General features: G+C 65.6%; 16 protein-coding genes, 1 pseudogene and 1 riboswitch. Of the genes and pseudogenes, 14 read left to right on the top strand and 3 right to left on the bottom strand.

Translation table 11 applies throughout. The features are described from left to right. Window positions 1–856 (bottom strand): carbamoyl phosphate synthase small subunit (locus MTR62_RS03335; protein WP_244016917.1); only part of this gene is annotated, 856 nt, incomplete at its 3' end. 160 nt (window positions 857–1,016) lie between these two features. On the opposite strand from MTR62_RS03335, the gene MTR62_RS03330 reads away from it, so the two are divergent. The 5 genes and pseudogenes from MTR62_RS03330 (at window position 1,017) to MTR62_RS03310 (ending at window position 6,378) form a co-directional block, all read left to right on the top strand. Further along, window positions 1,017–1,469 (top strand): GatB/YqeY domain-containing protein, encoded by a 453-nt coding sequence (locus tag MTR62_RS03330; protein WP_244016915.1) that lies wholly within the window; start codon window positions 1,017–1,019, stop codon window positions 1,467–1,469. Window positions 1,470–1,521: 52 nt separating this feature from the next. Further along, on the top strand, window positions 1,522–3,429 hold the full coding sequence (dnaG, locus tag MTR62_RS03325) for a DNA primase (RefSeq protein ID WP_244016913.1): 1,908 nt from the start codon (window positions 1,522–1,524) through the stop codon (window positions 3,427–3,429). Window positions 3,430–3,482: 53 nt separating this feature from the next. Beyond that, window positions 3,483–4,745 (top strand): annotated as a pseudogene (locus tag MTR62_RS03320) (RNA polymerase sigma factor region1.1 domain-containing protein); the annotation flags it as partial. Then, window positions 4,657–5,604 carry an RNA polymerase sigma factor RpoD gene (gene rpoD, locus MTR62_RS03315; RefSeq protein WP_244016911.1) on the top strand — a complete coding sequence of 316 codons (948 nt, stop codon included), beginning with the start codon at window positions 4,657–4,659 and terminating at the stop codon, window positions 5,602–5,604. The pseudogene MTR62_RS03320 and the gene rpoD, both read left to right, overlap by 89 nt. A gap of 156 nt (window positions 5,605–5,760) precedes the next feature. Beyond that, window positions 5,761–6,378, top strand: coding sequence for a DUF2059 domain-containing protein (locus MTR62_RS03310; RefSeq protein WP_244016909.1), 618 nt, complete (start codon window positions 5,761–5,763; stop codon window positions 6,376–6,378). Window positions 6,379–6,402: 24 nt separating this feature from the next. Here the strand turns inward: MTR62_RS03310 and MTR62_RS03305 are convergent, their stop codons facing one another. Further along, window positions 6,403–8,121, bottom strand: coding sequence for a M20/M25/M40 family metallo-hydrolase (locus tag MTR62_RS03305; protein WP_244016907.1), 1,719 nt, complete (start codon window positions 8,119–8,121; stop codon window positions 6,403–6,405). Window positions 8,122–8,303: 182 nt separating this feature from the next. On the opposite strand from MTR62_RS03305, the gene rpiB reads away from it, so the two are divergent. The 9 genes from rpiB (at window position 8,304) to MTR62_RS03260 (ending at window position 15,322) form a co-directional block, all read left to right on the top strand. Next, a complete protein-coding gene (rpiB, locus tag MTR62_RS03300) occupies window positions 8,304–8,741 on the top strand; it encodes a ribose 5-phosphate isomerase B (protein ID WP_244016905.1) in 438 nt (145 codons plus the stop codon). Between the two features lie 19 nt (window positions 8,742–8,760). Further along, a complete protein-coding gene (gene glyA / locus MTR62_RS03295) occupies window positions 8,761–10,059 on the top strand; it encodes a serine hydroxymethyltransferase (RefSeq protein ID WP_268739636.1) in 1,299 nt (432 codons plus the stop codon). A gap of 4 nt (window positions 10,060–10,063) precedes the next feature. Continuing rightward, a complete protein-coding gene (locus MTR62_RS03290; RefSeq protein ID WP_244016902.1) occupies window positions 10,064–10,291 on the top strand; it encodes a hypothetical protein in 228 nt (75 codons plus the stop codon). Between the two features lie 41 nt (window positions 10,292–10,332). Next, window positions 10,333–10,821 (top strand): transcriptional regulator NrdR, encoded by a 489-nt coding sequence (gene nrdR, locus MTR62_RS03285; RefSeq protein WP_244016900.1) that lies wholly within the window; start codon window positions 10,333–10,335, stop codon window positions 10,819–10,821. An 8-nt stretch (window positions 10,822–10,829) separates the two neighbouring features. Further along, window positions 10,830–11,561 (top strand): RNA methyltransferase, encoded by a 732-nt coding sequence (locus tag MTR62_RS03280; RefSeq protein ID WP_244016898.1) that lies wholly within the window; start codon window positions 10,830–10,832, stop codon window positions 11,559–11,561. A 131-nt stretch (window positions 11,562–11,692) separates the two neighbouring features. Further along, window positions 11,693–12,550, top strand: coding sequence for a class A beta-lactamase (bla, locus tag MTR62_RS03275; protein WP_244016929.1), 858 nt, complete (start codon window positions 11,693–11,695; stop codon window positions 12,548–12,550). Between the two features lie 457 nt (window positions 12,551–13,007). Further along, window positions 13,008–13,115: riboswitch (SAM-I-IV-variant riboswitch) on the top strand. 40 nt (window positions 13,116–13,155) lie between these two features. Beyond that, a complete protein-coding gene (locus MTR62_RS03270; protein ID WP_244016896.1) occupies window positions 13,156–14,076 on the top strand; it encodes a homoserine O-succinyltransferase in 921 nt (306 codons plus the stop codon). Between the two features lie 249 nt (window positions 14,077–14,325). Further along, window positions 14,326–14,937, top strand: a complete 612-nt coding sequence (gene rpsD / locus MTR62_RS03265) for a 30S ribosomal protein S4 (protein ID WP_244016894.1) — start codon at window positions 14,326–14,328, stop codon at window positions 14,935–14,937. Between the two features lie 202 nt (window positions 14,938–15,139). After that, complete coding sequence (locus MTR62_RS03260; RefSeq protein WP_244016892.1) at window positions 15,140–15,322, top strand: hypothetical protein; 183 nt, start codon at window positions 15,140–15,142, stop codon at window positions 15,320–15,322. 79 nt (window positions 15,323–15,401) lie between these two features. Here the strand turns inward: MTR62_RS03260 and MTR62_RS03255 are convergent, their stop codons facing one another. After that, window positions 15,402–17,408, bottom strand: a complete 2,007-nt coding sequence (locus MTR62_RS03255) for an alpha/beta hydrolase family protein (protein WP_244016890.1) — start codon at window positions 17,406–17,408, stop codon at window positions 15,402–15,404. Window positions 17,409–17,463 lie beyond the last annotated feature (55 nt).

The raw sequence follows: 17,463 nt of genomic DNA, 5'->3' as shown, positions 1-17,463 counted from the left end.
GGTGGCCAAGGCAGATGCCGAAGATCGGCATGTCGGCCTCGAGCAGCGCCTTGATGACGGGCACCGCGTAAACGCCGGTCGCCGCCGGATCGCCCGGCCCGTTCGAGAGGAACACGCCCGCGGGCTTCAATTCGAGGATCTTCTCAAGGCTCGTCTCGGCGGGGACCACCGTCACGCGCGCACCGGCCTTGACCAGATTGCGGAAGATGTTGTCCTTGGCGCCGTAATCGATCGCCACGACGTGGGGCCGGGCATCGCCCTCACCAGCGCCGTAGCCCTGCCCCAGCGCCCAGACCGAACCGGCCCATTCCTCGTCCGCGGTGCGGGTGACGAGCTTGGCAAGGTCCATGCCTTCGAGGCCCGGCCATTCCTGGGCCTTCTTGAGAAGCGCGGCGACATCGAGGTCGCCTTCGGGATCGTGCGCGATCACCGCGTTGGGCGCGCCCGCCTTGCGGATCATGCGGGTCAGCGCGCGGGTATCGATCCCGGACAGGCCGATCTTGCCCTTTTCGGCGAGCCAGTCCCCGAATTCCTCCGACGAGCGGAAGTTCGACGAAAGCGTCACGTCTTCGCGCACGACGCAGCCGACCGCGCCGTCGACCTTCGATTCCAGGTCTTCCTCGTTCACGCCCACGTTGCCGATGTGGGGAAAGGTGAAGGTGACGATCTGGCCCGAGTAGGATGGATCGGTCATCACTTCCTGGTAGCCGGTCATCGAGGTGTTGAAGCAGACTTCGCCGACAGCATCGCCCACAGCGCCGAAACCTCGGCCCCACAGGACCTGGCCAGTGCTGAGGACGAGAACGCCGGTAGCCCCTTCCGGTTTGGGCGCAGGCGTATATGCGGCGTCGGCCATTATGGGTCGCTCCGTTGAAGGTGTTTGGGACATGTGTGCTAAGGCGCTCCCGCTAGAGAGGGTTGTGCATCACGTCAAGGCAGTAGGGTGCAAATTTGCCCGCACCTTGCTAGTTATGGCCCATTCCCCCCTTCACCACAACGTTAGCGACAGGAAAACAATGCTTCGTGATTCGATCAAGGCCGCCCAGATCGCAGCCATGAAGGCCGGCGACAAGCCGCGCCTTGCCACCGTCCGCCTGATCCTCGCCAAGATCAAGGACCGCGACATCGAGCTGCGCACCGGCGAACAGCCTGCAGATGACGACGCGATGGTCATCGAGGTGCTCCAGAAGATGGTCAAGCAGCGCCGCGAATCGATCAAGCTGTTCGAGGAAGGCGGCCGTCCCGAACGCGCAGCCGAGGAAGCCGCCGAAGTGGTGGTGATCGAGGATTTCCTCCCCGCCCAGATGAACGAGGCCGAGACCATGGCCGCGATCGAGGCGATCAAGGCCGAGACTTCGGCTTCGGGCATGAAGGACATGGGCAAGGTCATGGGCCTGCTCAAGGAGCGCCACGGCAGCCAGCTCGACATGGGCAAGGCGTCGGGCTGGGTGAAGGCCGCGCTCGCCTGAGCGCGCGCCTGAACGCCCAACTCCCGTGAACCTTCGGCAGCAGACCTGACCCGTGCTCACCCCGCAATGGCTCGACCAGCTTCGTTCGCGCACCACGCTTTCCGCGCTGGTCGGCCGTTCGGTGCGCCTCCAGAAGGCCGGGCGCGAGTTCAAGGCCTGCTGCCCGTTCCACGACGAGAAATCGCCCAGCTTCTACGTCAACGACGAAAAGGGCTTCTACCACTGCTTCGGCTGCGGCGCGCACGGCGATGCAATCCGCTGGATGACCGAACACCAGGGCCTGCCGTTCATGGACGCGGTCAAGGAACTGGCGGGCGAGGCCGGGATGGACGTCCCCCAGCCCGATCCGCGCGCCGCCAAGGCCGCGCAGAAGCGCGACACGCTCCATGACGTGACACAGGCCGCGCAGGACTGGTTCCGCCAGAACCTCTCCGCGCCCGAGGGCGAACCGGCGCGCCGCTACCTCGCCACGCGCGGGTTCGACGCGCACACCATCGAACGTTTCGGCTTCGGCTACGCGCCCGAGGATCGCCAGGCGTTGAAAGGCGCCCTCACCCGTTTCCCCGAACCCATGCTGATCGAGGCGGGCCTGAGGATCGAGGTCGAGGAACGCGACCCCTACGACCGTTTTCGCGGCCGCCTCATGCTGCCGATCTGCGACACGCGCGGCCGGGTCATTGCCTTTGGCGGGCGCATCCTCACCAAGGAAAAGACCAAGGCCCCCAAGTACCTCAACTCCCCCGACACCCCACTGTTCGACAAGGGGCGCACGCTCTACAACCTGCACCGCGCCGCGCCCGCCGCGCGCAATTCCGGGCGCATGGTGGTGGTCGAAGGCTACATGGATGTCATCGCGCTCGCCGCCGCAGGCATTGCCGAAGCGGTCGCCCCGCTCGGTACCGCGCTGACCGAACACCAGATCGAACTGCTCTGGCGCCATGTCGAAACCCCGGTGCTGTGCTTCGATGGCGACGCAGCGGGCCAGCGCGCGGCGATGCGCGCGATCACCCGTGCCCTGCCCCTGCTGCGCCCGGCGCATTCGCTGCGCATCGTACGCCTGCCCGAAGGGCTCGATCCTGACGATCTCATCAAGGCCAAGGGTCCGGCCGCGATCCAGCAGTTGCTGGGCGAGGCGCGCCCGCTGATCGACGTGCTGTGGGAGGTCGAGCGCGACGCGCAGCCGCTCGCCACGCCCGAAGACAAGGCCGGGCTCAAAGCCCGGCTGATGCAGCACGTCGAGACGATCGCCGATCCCGATATTGCCGGGCTCTACAAACGCGAGCTGATGGACCGCTATGGCGAATTCGCCTTCCCGCGTCGCGAAAATCGCTGGCAGGGGCAAGGTGATTCGCCAAGACGCGCCCCCGGCATGGGTACCGGGATGGGCGGCGGCGGGCCGCGCCGGGCGAACCAGGGCCGCTGGCAGGGTCGCAACGCGCCCGAACCCTCGCTTCCCGAATCGATCGAGAAGCTGCGCCGGGCGATGGAAGGCGGCTCGCGCGATGCGCTGGCGGCCGCCGTTATCGCCGGACTGATGCGCTGGCCCGACCTGCTTCCCCGCCACGCCGAAGCGCTCGCCCGCACGCCGGGACTCGATTCGCGCTTCGAGGCCCTAATCGATTGCTGCCACGCGTTGCCCCCGCTTGAAAGTGGCGCAATCTCCACCATATTGACGTCAAATGGCCTGGAAGTTCCAGGGACCGCCGACTACTCGGGGCTACGCTTCGGCTTTCTTGCCCCGGACGCAGACGCGCACAAGGCGGCCGAGGAATTGGCTCAGGCTATCGATCTCTTGATTGAGCGTCCGGTACTGGAGGCGGCATTGGCAGAAGCGACGAGCCGGTTCGAAAGTGAGCTTTCGGAGGAGTCTTTTGCCGAACAGCAGCGCTTGCTCAAGAGAAAGCTGGAATTTGACCAACGCCTCAGGCAAATGGCGACAAGACATGCATCTTCGTCGTAATTGTATAATTGTACGCTCAGGGGCGACGGTCAGCACGGGATAACGGCGGAAGAATGAGCAAGAACGAGACCAACGGCGGCGATAACGATGGAAACGACGCGCCGCTGATCGACCTCAACGAGGCCTCGATCAAGAAGCTGATCGCACGTGCCAAGCGTCGCGGCGTCATCACATATGACGAGCTGAACGAGGCTCTGCCCCAGGACATGTCTTCGGATCAGATCGAGGACATCACCTCCGCGCTCAACGAAATGGGCGTCAACATCGTCGAAAACGACGAGGACGCGCAGTCGGACGATGAGGAGGACGATGTCGACGACGTCGATTCGAACGACGATTCCTCGCCTCGCCCCGCCGTCGAGACCAAGAAGAAGGAAACGGTCGAGCGGACCGATGACCCCGTGCGCATGTACTTGCGCGAAATGGGCGCGGTCGAACTGCTCAGCCGCGAAGGCGAAATCGCCATCGCCAAGCGCATCGAGGCCGGCCGGGACATGATGATCCTGGGCCTGTGCGAGAGCCCGATCACCTTCCACGCCATCATCCAGTGGTCCGAGGCGCTCAACAACGAGGAAATGCAGCTGCGCGAGATCCTCGATCTCGACGCCATGCTGTCCAAGGAACCCGCGCCTGAAAGCCTCAACGAAGACGGCGAGAGCGACGACGACGGCGAAATTTCCGAAGCCACCGCCGGTCCCTCGTACAAGGAAGACGAGGACGAGGAAGACAACTCCGAGGAAGGCGAGGACGGCGAGGAAGGCGAAGGCCGCCGCAAGGAAGAGGACGACGAGGAGGACAACACTCTCAGCCTCGCGCAGATGGAGGCCGCGCTCAAGCCCGAGGCGCTCGAGAAGTTCGCCACCATCACCGAACTGTTCCAGACTTTCGAGAAGCTCCAGTCGGAGCGCCTCGAGGCGCTCGCGCTCGGCATCGATTTTCCGGCGGCCAAGGAAGACAAGTACAACCAGCTGCGCGAAGATCTCACCGCGCAGGTGGAATCGGTGCAGTTCCACGCCACCAAGATCGAATACCTGGTCGACAACCTCTACACCTTCAACCGCCGCCTCACCACGCTGGGTGGCCAGATGCTGCGCCTCGCCGAACGCCACAAGGTCAAGCGCGTCGATTTCCTCGGCAGCTATGTCGGGCGCGAGCTCGACGACACCTGGCTGGGCGAAGTCGCACGCAAGGACAAGAAGTGGGCGGCCTTCGCTTCGGAAGAAGCCGATGCCGTCGAACGCATCCGTCAGGAAGTCTCGGACATCGCCGCAGCCACCGGCATGGCGCTTCCCGAGTTCCGCCGCATCGTCAACATGGTCCAGAAGGGTNGAAGCCGATGCCGTCGAACGCATCCGTCAGGAAGTCTCGGACATCGCCGCAGCCACCGGCATGGCGCTTCCCGAGTTCCGCCGCATCGTCAACATGGTCCAGAAGGGTGAGCGCGAAGCGCGCATCGCCAAGAAGGAAATGGTCGAGGCGAACCTGCGTCTGGTGATCTCGATCGCCAAGAAGTACACCAACCGCGGCCTGCAGTTCCTCGACCTGATCCAGGAAGGCAACATCGGGCTAATGAAGGCGGTCGACAAGTTCGAGTACCGCCGCGGCTACAAGTTCTCGACGTACGCGACCTGGTGGATCCGTCAGGCGATCACCCGCTCGATCGCCGATCAGGCGCGCACGATCCGCATCCCGGTGCACATGATCGAGACGATCAACAAGCTCGTGCGCACGAGCCGCCAGTTCCTCCACGAGCAGGGCCGCGAGCCCACGCCCGAGGAAATGGCCGAACGCCTCTCGATGCCGCTCGAGAAGGTGCGCAAGGTCATGAAGATCGCCAAGGAGCCGATCAGCCTCGAAACGCCGATCGGCGACGAGGAAGATTCGCACCTGGGCGACTTCATCGAGGACAAGAACGCGATCATTCCGGTCGACGCGGCGATCCAGGCGAACCTCAAGGAAACGGTCACCCGCGTCCTCGCCTCGCTCACCCCGCGCGAAGAACGCGTGCTGCGCATGCGCTTTGGCATCGGCATGAACACCGACCACACGCTCGAGGAAGTGGGCCAGCAGTTCTCGGTCACCCGCGAACGTATCCGCCAGATCGAAGCGAAGGCGCTGCGCAAGCTCAAGCACCCGAGCCGTTCGCGCAAGATGCGCTCGTTCCTCGACCAGTAACGAATGCGGGGGAAGCGAACCGCAAGGACGCTCCTTCGAACAGGGAAAAGACGCCCGCAACCGTGGTTGCGGGCGTTTCCATTTGTCCGCAAGGGATGATCGGACTAATCGCACGTGCATGGTAACAAAGCCATGATCCTGAAGGACTTTCGCTCCATGATCCGTTCCAAGACCTGGCTCGCTGCGGCCACGCTCGCCCTTACCCTCCCCCTTGGTGCGCCGGGTGTCCTGGCCCAGACGGCGACCGAACCCGAGCCTTCTGGCGCGCCAGCGCCCGAGACGGCACTCGATCCGCAAAACCTCGCGCTGGCACGGCAGATCCTCACCATCGCCTTTCCGCCCGCCCAGCGCGAAGCCAAGATGCACGAACTGCTCACCACCATGACCAGCCAGTTCACCCAGTCGGTCGATCTGGACAAGGTCAGCGATCCGGGCCTGCGCGCCCTGTTCGAGAGCTACTTTGCCTCAATCCCCGAAGCGCTGCGCCCGGCCGTCGCCGCTTTCATCCCCAAGCAGATCGAGGCGATCTCGCACGCTTACGCGCGCCAGTTCACGCGCGCGCAGCTCACCGATACGCTTGCCTTCGCTCGCTCACCAAGCGGGGCGGCCTACCTCCAGCACGCGCTCGACGTGATGTCGGACCCCGAAGTCGCCGCGGCGAACACCGCCTACATGAAGGACGTCCTGGCGCTGGGCAAATCGATGGGGCAGGACCTCCAACTCAAGATCAACGCCTACATCAAGGCGCATCCCGAAGTGGCGAAGGAGGGCTGACCCAATAAACGGGCAGCCGCGTCCTTACTTGCCCCCGATCGCCGGACGCACGCCCGAATAAGGCGGCACGCTGGGCGCGAGCGGATCGAACCGCACCCACAGTGCGAGAGCCAATGCACCGAGCAACAGCGCGGCCGCAATGAGCCGGGGGCCGGTCTCGGGGCGCTTTCCGGTCGGGCGCAGCGCCGCGACAAACACCGCCACGATCATTGCCGGCAGCGCGGCGACCACCGCCAGCCCGGCTCCCACGGCCTGGAAGATGGAGTAGCCAATGGCCAGCGTGTAGCCGCTGGCCAGCGCCCCAATCACGGCGGCCACTGGATCGGCCAGCTTCGCTGGAACGAAGCGCCGTGTGGCCATGACCAGCCCCAGGCCCAGCATCGGGATAACCAGCACATAAGCGGCAACCGGCGCCAGGACCTGCACGATGAGCGCCAGCACGAAGGGCGGCAGGGCGAATCCGGCCACCCCCGAGGGGGACGCGGGGCGCCGCCCGAGCAGGGCGATGATGACCGCAAGGCCGGTGAGCAGCGCCATCACCTGAAGCCGGGGTGTCGCCGCCAGGCGATCGTAGTAATTGAGCGCCTGGCCACAGTGCGAAAGCCAATCGAGCCCGCTCAGCAGCACCACGCAGGCAAGGAGAAACGCCAGCATGCGCCCTGCTCCCGCCACCACTGCGCGGCCGTCGAATTCGCGCCCGGCGCCAAGGATCAGCCCGAAGGCGGCGAGCCCGAGCATCGCCCAGCCCCACACCGGCGCGTAGGACACGACGAAAAGGCCAAAGGCATCGAAGAACACCCGATCGGGGCTCGGCCGGGGAAGCGCAGGGGTCATGACCAGCGCCCGCGCGAGCCCCAGCGTCTGGTTGCCCATCTGCTGCAACGCGCCGCGGTCGAGGTTTTCCGGCGTTGCCAGTGGCGAATGGTAGAGACCGGGCCGCCCGATGAAGGCAAAGTTCCACGCCGGAACGCCCAGCGGCAGGCCGACGGTCAGATCGGTATCATTGGGCAGCAGCGAATAGATGTAGGTCGCCAGCGACGAGCCTGCCGGATGCGCCACCGAACGCGCCCAGAGCGCAGCGACCTCCCCGTTGTCGGGCGAGGTCTGGAACAGGTTGGCCTTGCCGCCCCCGCCGCGCGTCTCGAGATTGATGATCGCCCCGATCCGTTCGCGCTCGGGCGCTCTGGCAAAGAACAGCCTTGCCCCGACCAGCCCCGCCTCCTCGCCATCGGTGAACACGACATAGACGTCGCGACGACGACCCTGCATCCGGCTCAGCGTATCGACCACGCCCAGGATCGTCGCCACGCCCGCACCGTCGTCCGCCGCACCGGGCGAACCTTCGACACTGTCGTAATGCGCCATGAGAAGCAGCGCTGGAAGCGTTGGATCGCGCCCCGGCAGGCGCGCAATCACGTTGACGAGCGCAACACGCCCCGCCTTGCGCCCGCTGCGCTCCTCGAGCACCGCGCGTGCCTGCGGCGGAAAGACGCCTTCCTGTAGGCGCACGGCCAGCCCCGCATGCGCGAGGCGCGCGACCAGCGCGGCGCGCACGCGCGCGATTTCGACCGAGCCGCTGGGGTGCGGCGCCCTGGCGATCACCGCGATGTCGCGCATCGCGTGGCGCGCCGAGAAGCCGTCGGCCGCAGCGTATTCGGCGCGCGAGAGCGGAGGGGTGGTTCCCAGCACCGCGAAGCCCGCCGCCACTATCGCGAAAATCCAGAACGGTAACCAGCTTCGCATCGTCATTTCCCCCGCAGGCCCCCGACCGATCACGCCGAGGTTTCCGCTTGCCGACCGCTCCTGTCAACCGCCCCGAAAACCCCCATTTGTCCGTGAAAAGCGGCTCGGGTGTGGCCTCTTTGGCCGCAGAAGACTAAGGGGGGCGAATCGAATCCACTCCAGCAACGACAGGCCCTGCAAACATGCGCATTGCCATTGCTTCCGATCACGCCGCCGTCGACCTCAAGGCGAGCTTGCGCGAATACCTGATGGAACTCGGCCATGAGGTTGCCGACCTTGGTCCGGAAACCGCCGATCGCGTCGATTACCCCGATTACGGCTATCTGCTCGCTTCGGTCGTGGCCGATGGCACCGCCCAGTTCGGCGTGGCGCTGTGCGGTTCGGGTATTGGCATCTCGATCGCGGTCAATCGCAATCCGGCGCTGCGCTGCGCGCTCGTTTCCGAGCCGCTCTCGGCCGCTCTCGCGCGTGAGCACAACGATGCCAACTGCATCGCGATGGGCGCCCGCCTGACCGGGATCGACATGGCCAAGGCCTGCCTCGATGCCTTTCTTTCGACCGAATTCGGCGGTGGCCGCCACGCCGGCCGCGTCGACAAGCTCTCCAACCCTCCCGCCTGACACGAAGAGGCCCCCGCACATGACCGTCGAAACCGCAATCCGTTCTCCCGGCTTCTTCACCGACAGCGTGGCCACAAGCGATCCCGCCGTCGCGGCCGCGATCGGCAAGGAAATGAAGCGCGAGCGCAAGCAGATCGAGCTCATCGCCTCGGAAAACATCGTTTCCAAGGCGGTGCTCGAAGCGCAGGGCTCGGTGCTCACCAACAAGTACGCCGAAGGCTATCCCGGCAAGCGCTATTACCAGGGCTGCGAGCCTTCCGACGAAGTCGAGACGCTCGCCATCGAGCGCGCCAAGCAGCTGTTCGGCTGCGACTTCGCCAACGTCCAGCCCCACTCGGGCGCGCAGGCCAACGGCGCGGTGCTGCTCGCCACGGTCAAGCCCGGTGAGACCATCCTGGGCATGAGCCTGGACGCCGGTGGCCACCTCACCCACGGCGCGCGCGCCGCGCTGTCGGGCAAGTGGTTCAACGCGGTCCAGTACGGCGTGACCAAGGACACCCACCTCATCGACTACGACGAGGTCCAGAAGCTCGCCACCGAACACCAGCCCAAGCTCATCATCGCGGGCGGTTCGGCCTATCCGCGCGTGATCGACTTCCAGCGCATGCGCGAGATCGCCGACAACGTGGGCGCGCTGTTCCAGGTTGACATGGCGCACTTCGCCGGGCTCGTGGCCGCGGGCCTGCACCCCTCGCCCTTCCCCCACGCGCACATCGCCACCACCACCACCCACAAGACGCTGCGTGGGCCGCGTGGCGGCATGATCCTCACCAACGACGAGAAGCTCGCCAAGAAGATCAACTCGGCGGTCTTTCCCGGTCTCCAGGGCGGCCCGCTGATGCACGTCATTGCCGCCAAAGCCGTGGCCTTTGGTGAAGCGCTGCGTCCCGAGTTCAAGGACTACGCCGCCAAGGTGATCGAAAACGCCAAGGTGCTGGCCGACACGCTCAAGGCGCGCGGCGCGGCGATCGTTTCGGGCGGGACCGATACCCACGTCGCGCTGATCGATCTGTCGCCGCTGGGCGTGACCGGCAAGGACGCCGACGAGGCGCTCGAGCGGGCGGGCATCACCTGCAACAAGAACGGCATTCCGTTCGATCCGCTGCCGCCGATGAAGACCAGCGGCATCCGCGTGGGCACCCCGGCGGGCACCACCCGTGGTTTCGGCCCCGAGGAATTCCGCGAGATCGGCAACATGGTCGCCGACGTTCTCGATGGCCTGGCCAAGTGCGGCGAAGCCGGTGACGCGCAAGTGGAGCAGAATGTCCGCGCGCGCGTTGAAGCCTTGTGTGACCGTTTCCCGATCTACGAGGACTAAGACCATGACCGACCCCAAGCGCCCCCACGACACTGGCGATTTCGTCTTCGACGCCCGCCAGGAGCTTTCCGGAATGCTCGCCGATGGTCTCGACCATCCCTCGACCAAACCGGTGCTCGTGTGGGCGGCGCTGGGGGCGGTGGCCGGGGCCGCCCTGCCGTTCGTCTCGATCGGCATGGGGCTTGCTGCGGGAGCCGGATACAAGTTCTACAAGCGGGTGCGGCCCGACTGAGGCCGCGCCTGCCCGCACTTATTTGGAAATGACACGAGCGAATGCGCTGCCCTTTTTGCGCCCATGACGATTCCCAGGTGAAGGACAGCCGTCCCGCCGAGGACGGCTCCGCGATCCGCCGCCGGCGCCAGTGTTCGAGCTGCGGCGCGCGCTTCACCACGTTCGAGCGCGTCCAGCTGCGCGAGATCACCGTCATCAAGTCGGGTGAGGAAGGCGAGGAGCGGCGCGAACCGTTCGACCGCGCCAAGATCGAGAAATCGGTCGCGCTCGCCTGCCGCAAGCGCCGCATCGATCGCGAGCGGATCGACCAACTCGTCTCGGGCGTGCAGCGCCAGATCGAGACCATGGGCGAGTCCGAAGTGCCCTCGCGCGCGATCGGCGAGATGGTGATGGAAGGGCTGCGCCAGCTCGATTCGGTGGCCTACATCCGCTTCGCCTCGGTCTACCGCGCCTTCGACGAGGCGCGCGACTTCGAGGAATTCGCTGGAACCGTGCGCGACGTCGCGGTGGGCGACCGCAACAAGGACTGACCGACCCCGTGCCCGAAACCCAAAAACCCGTCATCGTCCTCGTGCGCCCGCAATTGGGCGAGAACATCGGCAAGGCCGCGCGCGCGATGCTCAACTTCGGGCTCGTCGAGATGCGCCTCGTCACCCCGCGCGACGGCTGGCCCAATCCCTCCGCCGGCCCCGCGGCTGCCGGTGCCGACTTCATCCTTGAACAGGCCGAAGTTTTCGAGAGCCTCGCCGATGCGGTGGCGGACTGCGCCAACGTTTACGCCACCACCGTGCGCAAGCGCGGCGTGACCAAGCGCGTCGTCACCCCCGAGGAAGCCTCGCGCGAAATCCACGCCGAACAAGGCCGCTCGGCCTTCGTGTTCGGCCCCGAGCGTTCGGGTCTGGAAACCGAGGACGTGGCGCTGTGCCGCACGATCCTGACGGTGCCGATCAACCCCGAGTTCGGTTCGCTCAACCTCGCCCAGGCGGTGATCCTGTGCGCCTACGAATGGTCCAAGGGCGCCACGCTCGTCCAGCCCACGCAGGAAGAGGCGCTGCCCCCGGCGCCGCAGGACCAGCTCGAAGGGCTGATCGCGCACTTCGAGCGTCTGCTTGAGGCCAAGAACTACTTCTGGCCCGAGACCCGTGCCGAAGCCAACCGGCTGACCTTGCGCAACCTCCTCACCAAGCCCGCGTGGAACCACCTCGAAGTGCGCACCCTGCGCGGCGTGCTCTCCACGCTCGAAAAGGAACGCCGCCCGCGCGACAGCTGAGCGCTGCGCCAGGCCGTGCACGCCCTGCGCCGTGCGCGCAGGGCTTTTGGCGCATCACCTGCTAGACCCTCGGCTCGGGACAACCGCAAAGGGGCAAGACGAGGGTGCTATACGCCAGGCGAAACGTCGTGATGATCGGATTGGGCGGGCTTGCTGGCAGCGTGGCGCCCCCGCTTCTTGCAACGTCCCAGCGCGATCCCTCTGCGGCGCTCGCCGCGCTCGAAGGGCGCGCCAAGGGGCGGCTTGGCGCCTTCGTCCTCGACACCGCCAGCGGCCACAGCTTCGGCTGGCGCGCAAACGAGCGCTTTACCCAATGCAGTTCGTTCAAGCTCTCGCTCGGCGCGATGCTGTTGGCGCGTGGCGACGCCGGCACGCTCGACCTGTCGCACCGGCTGCGCTGGACCAAGGCCGACCTGCTCGATTACAGCCCGGTGACCAGCCAGCATGTCGCGCAAGGCATGACGCTCTTCAACCTCGCGCGCGCGGCGGTGGTCACCAGCGACAACACCGCCGCCAACCTCCTTCTTCACGCCAGCGGCGGACCGCAAGCGCTGACCCGCTTCTGGCGCGCGATCGGCGACACGGTGAGCCGGCTCGACCGTTTCGAACCCGAACTCAACCGCACCCCGCCCGGAACCGAACTCGACACGACGAGCCCTGCCGCGATGGGCCAGACGCTGCGCACGCTGCTGCTGGGCACGGCGCTGTCCTCTGCCAGTCGCCGCACGCTCACCGCCTGGATGACCGCGGTCGAAACCGGCACCGATCGCCTGCGCGCGGGCTTTCCCAAGGACTGGGTGAGCGGTGACAAGACCGGAACGGGCGCCACGACCTATATCGACCTCGCTTTCGGCGCGCCTGTGGGCAAGGCCCCGCTCCTCGTCACCGCCTATTTCGAACCGGCCGTCCGCCGCCCGCTGATCGACCCGGCGGCGACGGCGGTTCTCGCCGAAGTGGCGCGCATCGCGGTGCGGTTTACGAAAGCCTAGCCTGGGCGGACAAATTCGGGGGGATCGGAACGGCAGGATAGGGTGGGAAGCCGCCGGGCGGGAGTGTAAAAGAACAGACAAGATTTTCCGGGGGATGATCCCCCGGACCCTCGAAATGTCGATGTTTGGGCACGCCCCATCCGTCCGGCACGATTGGCGCCGCTGGCTCTAAAAGGTCTCCCGACGAACCCGAGCGCAGCGTTGCGGTGAAGCGCACCGCCGCCAGGTTTCGGGGGTGCAGGAGGCGATGGCCCCCTGCTTCAACCCCTTCCTTCTTCGTCTGCCATGGGGCAAAACCGGAAGTTTGAGTTTTTCCACGCCGCGTAGGCGGCGTGGGCGGTTTGGGGGCAAGGGGGGGACCCCTTCGATAAAAGCCTTCTTCCCCGTCCCTTCCGCAAATCCCCTTCCCCATGTGAAAACGCCGTTTTGATTTCTCGCGCAATAGGTGTATGAGCGCGCTCAGCATCAAGAGTTGGGACGACGCCCAACGCCAACCTGCCGCTCCGGGCAAGGTGGCACTCCCTTGCGGGAGGATGTGGCCGGCCCGGCAATCAAGCGGACAAGCCACGGATACGCGTCGCCTCCCTCAGGAGTACGACGTTACAATGCCGATCAAGATTCCCGATGACCTGCCCGCCCGCCAGACGCTCGAGAGCGAAGGCGTGGTGGTGATGAGCGAGGCCGACGCGGGGCGTCAGGACATTCGCCCGCTGCAGATCGGGCTGCTCAACCTCATGCCCGACAAGATCAGCGCCGAGACGCAGCTCGCGCGGCTGCTGGGCGCAACGCCGCTGCAGATCGAACTTTCGCTGGTGCGCATCAGCGACCATGTCGCACGCAACGCCTCGCACGACCACATGGCCGCGTTCTACCGGCCCTGGGAAGCGGTGCGCGCGCATCGCTTCGACGGCTTCATCATCACCGGCGCGCCGCTCGAACGCATGGCCTACGAGGATGTCGCCTACTGGGACGAGATGCAGCGAATCTTCGACTGGACGCAGACCAACGTGCACCGCACGCTGACCATCTGCTGGGCCGCGCAGGCTGCGCTCTACCACTTCCACAAGGTCGACAAGCGCCCGCTCGAGGCCAAGGCCTTCGGCGTCTTCGCGCACACCTCGCGCGATCAGACCTCGCCGTACCTGCGCGGCTTCGCCGATCGCTTCCCGGTCCCGGTCTCGCGCTGGAGCGAAGTCGCCGAAGAAGACATCGCGCGCGTTCCCGCGCTCGACGTGCTGGCGCGCAGCGATGCGAGCGGCGCGTGCCTGGTGGACGATCCGCAGCACCGCGCGCTGCACATGTTCAACCACCTCGAGTACGACACCAACACGCTGGGCGACGAATACCGCCGCGACGGCGCGGTCCAGCTCCCGCTCGGTTATTTCCCCGAGGACGATCCCACCCGCGCCCCCGAAAACGCCTGGCGCGGCGCGGCGCACCTGCTGTTCGGCAACTGGATCAACGAGATCTACCAGACCACGCCGTTCGACATCGAGGCCATCGGCGCCCCCGCCGTTCCGGCCTGACCGCTCGCTTGAAGATCAGGCCCGAAGCCAGTGCACAAACGCTTCGGGCTTGACTTTGCGCCCCTCTCGCGTATGGGCCAGCGCTTCACAGGACGCCCGCCGTTTGACGGCAGGTGTCTCCTTCGGCCCCGCACCCCGGTGAAGCGGCGGCCGCATCCGGCACATTACGGCCGGATGGTGCGCCTCCGGGACCTCATGGATCGCCTTGCCACGGTGGCACGGGCGACAGCAGAATGGAAAGAAAGCGTTATGTCGAAGCGTAAGAGCGCTAAGTACAAACTCGATCGCCGCATGGGCGAGAACATCTGGGGCCGTCCCAAGAGCTCGGTTAACCGCCGCTCTTACGGTCCGGGCCAGCACGGCCAGCGTCGCAAGGGCAAGCTGTCGGACTACGGTCTGCAGCTGCGCGCCAAGCAGAAGCTCAAGGGCTACTACGGCGACGTCACCGAGAAGCAGTTCAAGGCAACCTACCAGGAAGCCAGCCGCATGAAGGGCGACACCGGTCAGAACCTGATCGGCCTGCTCGAGCAGCGCCTGGACATGGTGGTGTACCGCGCCAAGTTCGCGCCGACCATCTTTGCTGCCCGCCAGATCGTTTCGCACGGCCACATCCGCGTCAATGGCGTGAAGTGCAACATCGCTTCGCGTCGCATCCGCGTGGGTGACGTGATTTCGCTCGGTGACAAGGCCAAGGAAATGGCTCTGGTCATCGAAGCTCAGGCTCTGCCCGAGCGCGAAGTTCCTGACTATGTCTCCTCCGAAGGCGACAAGGTCACTTTCGTCCGCGTTCCCTCGCTCGACGAAGTGCCCTACCCGGTGAAGATGGAACCCAACCTGGTCGTCGAGTTCTACTCGCGCTAAGATTGGTTTCCTTCGGGAACGAAATTCTTTCGGGAAAAGGGTGGCCCTCGCAAGGGGCCACCCTTTTTTTGCGCCTTTTTCGCGCCGGGCGTGACCCACGACACGGCACACGATGCCCAGCTGTCGCAAAAGTGACGGAATGGTCGCCTATGGGCGGGCCATGGACGCAACCCTTGGACAGGGGAAGCATTGCTCAGGCACGATGACCCGCTACCGATACGTCACCCCTCACCGCACCGGGAAATGGTATCCCGACCTCGCCACCGCGCAGCGCCACGCCGCCGCGATCGGGGCTGGCTTTCGCGACACGCGCACCGGGGCCTTTATCGCCTATGTCGGAACCTTGCTCGAAAAGGCCGAGAACGAGCGCCTCGACCCCGCATGATCGGCCCGCTTAGCCCGCCCGGCTGACGCCGGGCGTTGTTTCGGGGTGCCGTTTGCAGCCCCCCAATCGCCCAGCCGCCTTACTGCATTCCCATCGTCCGGCGCAGGAACGCATTGCTTTGCGAAAGCAGCGTGCGCCGGGCCACGCTGTCGTCAAGGCTATGGGCAAGGCCTTCGAACTCGACCACGTCGACCGTTTTGCTCGCGCTTTGCAGGCGCCGCTGCATCAGACGGGTCTGCTCGATATCGACGTTCTGGTCCAGCGTGCCATGAAACATCAACACCGGGACCGCGATCGCCCCGGCGTGTTGCGCCGGTGAGCCCGCCGCGACCTGCGGCCCATCCCCGATCTGACGATCGACGAAGCGGAAATTCGTGAAATCGCGGCTCTCTTCGCGCAGGAGAGCAAGATCGGTGACCGGCGCTATCGCAACGATCGCCTTGAACAGCCCCGGCTCCGTCACACCCGACTGAAGCGCCGCATAGCCGCCATAGGACCAGCCCACGATGGCCAGCTTGTCGGGCGCGGCGATGCCTTGCGAAACCAGCCAGCGGCCCGCATCGTCGATATCGCCGATCGCGCTGCGCCAGGACTTAAAACCGTTCTGCATCAGCCAGTTCTCACCATAACCTGCCGATCCACGGTAGTTCGGCTGCAACACCGCGAAACCACGCTGAGCGTAGTATTGCACGAGCCAGTCGAAACCCCATTCGTCCCGCGCGCTCGGCCCGCCATGCGGCATGACGATGGCCGGCAGGCCCTTGGCATTTTCCTTCCCCGGCGGCAGGGTAAGATAAGCGGGGATCTTCGTGCCGTCCGCCGCCGCGTAGGTCACCGGCTTCATCTTCGCCAGCGTGAGGTTCGCCAGCTGGGGACGGACCAGCAGCAGGTCGCGCAGTTCGCGGGTCTTGCGGTCGAACAGATAGATCGTGCCTGGATCATCGTCGGCCGTTACTTCGACGAGGAACTTGCTCTCATCCGCGCTCGCATCGAGCAGTTGGAGCTGGCGATCGGCCGGAAAGGACTTGTGCAGCATCGCCAGCATGGACTTTATGTCGGGATCGAAGATGTCGACCACGCGGTATTCCTGCGCGTAGCTCACCCCGACCACCCGGCGCGAGCGACCGATCCGGACGAGACCATCGACATCGACACCGGGACGCCCGGCCACCAACCGGCTCGCCCCGCTCCCGTCCAGCGCGATGCTGTAGAGCGCCGAATAGCCATCGTGGTCCTGAAAGCCATAGACCACGTCAAGTCCGCGATCGACCGCCGAAGGGTTGAAGCCGCTCCAGCCAGCCCCGTTGAATTCGATCCGTGACAGCGGCTTCCAGCCATCCCCTCCCTGTGCCGGGCGGTACATGTAGTCGATGAAGGTCGCCGCGTAGCCGCCCGATGCGGGCGGCTGCAGGCCCATCACGCGAATGGCGCCGTGTCCATCTGAAATGTATTCCACCGCCGTGCGCTTGGGCTGCTCGATCGGACGGCGGCGCAGCGTGGTCGTATCGAGCCGGTCCACCCCCAGCCCATCGCGATCCTCGGCAAGGCGGGTGCCGATCGTGCGCTCCTTGGCGTATTCCCGGCTGACCAGAACCGACCCCGGCTCGCCGCCGTCGAAGTCGATCAGGTCACCGCCCGACTGGCGCAGCGAGAGCTGGCGAAACGGCGACTGGTTCTGGAACAGAACCTTGAGCCTGGAACCATCGGCATCGACCGCCAACATCCGCGAGAAGCCCAGGAGTTGGCCTGCGATGTTCTTGATGGCGCGATAATCGCACAGCAGCCTGTCGTTGGTAATCCACGAACAACGCGAGATATGCTCGTCCCCACCCGCGGCGTTGAGAATGGCCTTGGTGTGCCCATCAGCCACGTTGGCAACGCTGAGCACCTCGCCGCGTGGATTGCCTGAGGACAGGAACGCCACCTGCTGCCCATCGGGCGAAAGCGTGATCTGGCGGACATCGGCCCGCGCACCGAACTTCGCGGCAAGATCGGACACGGGCGCTGGCTGCGCGATCGCTCCGCACGCCAGCGTTTGCGCCGCCAGCGCGCCCGAAACGGCCGCCGCCGTTCGCTTGAAAATCATGTTGCCCCGTCTCCACCAAATCAAAAACCCATCAGTAATCGATTGATAAGGCGCA

This window comes from Novosphingobium organovorum, assembly GCF_022832435.1.
In the GTDB taxonomy this organism is placed as follows: domain Bacteria; phylum Pseudomonadota; class Alphaproteobacteria; order Sphingomonadales; family Sphingomonadaceae; genus Novosphingobium; species Novosphingobium organovorum.
The sequence above is the reverse complement of the archived record's forward strand: the minus strand, read 5'-3'. Positions and strand labels throughout refer to the sequence as shown.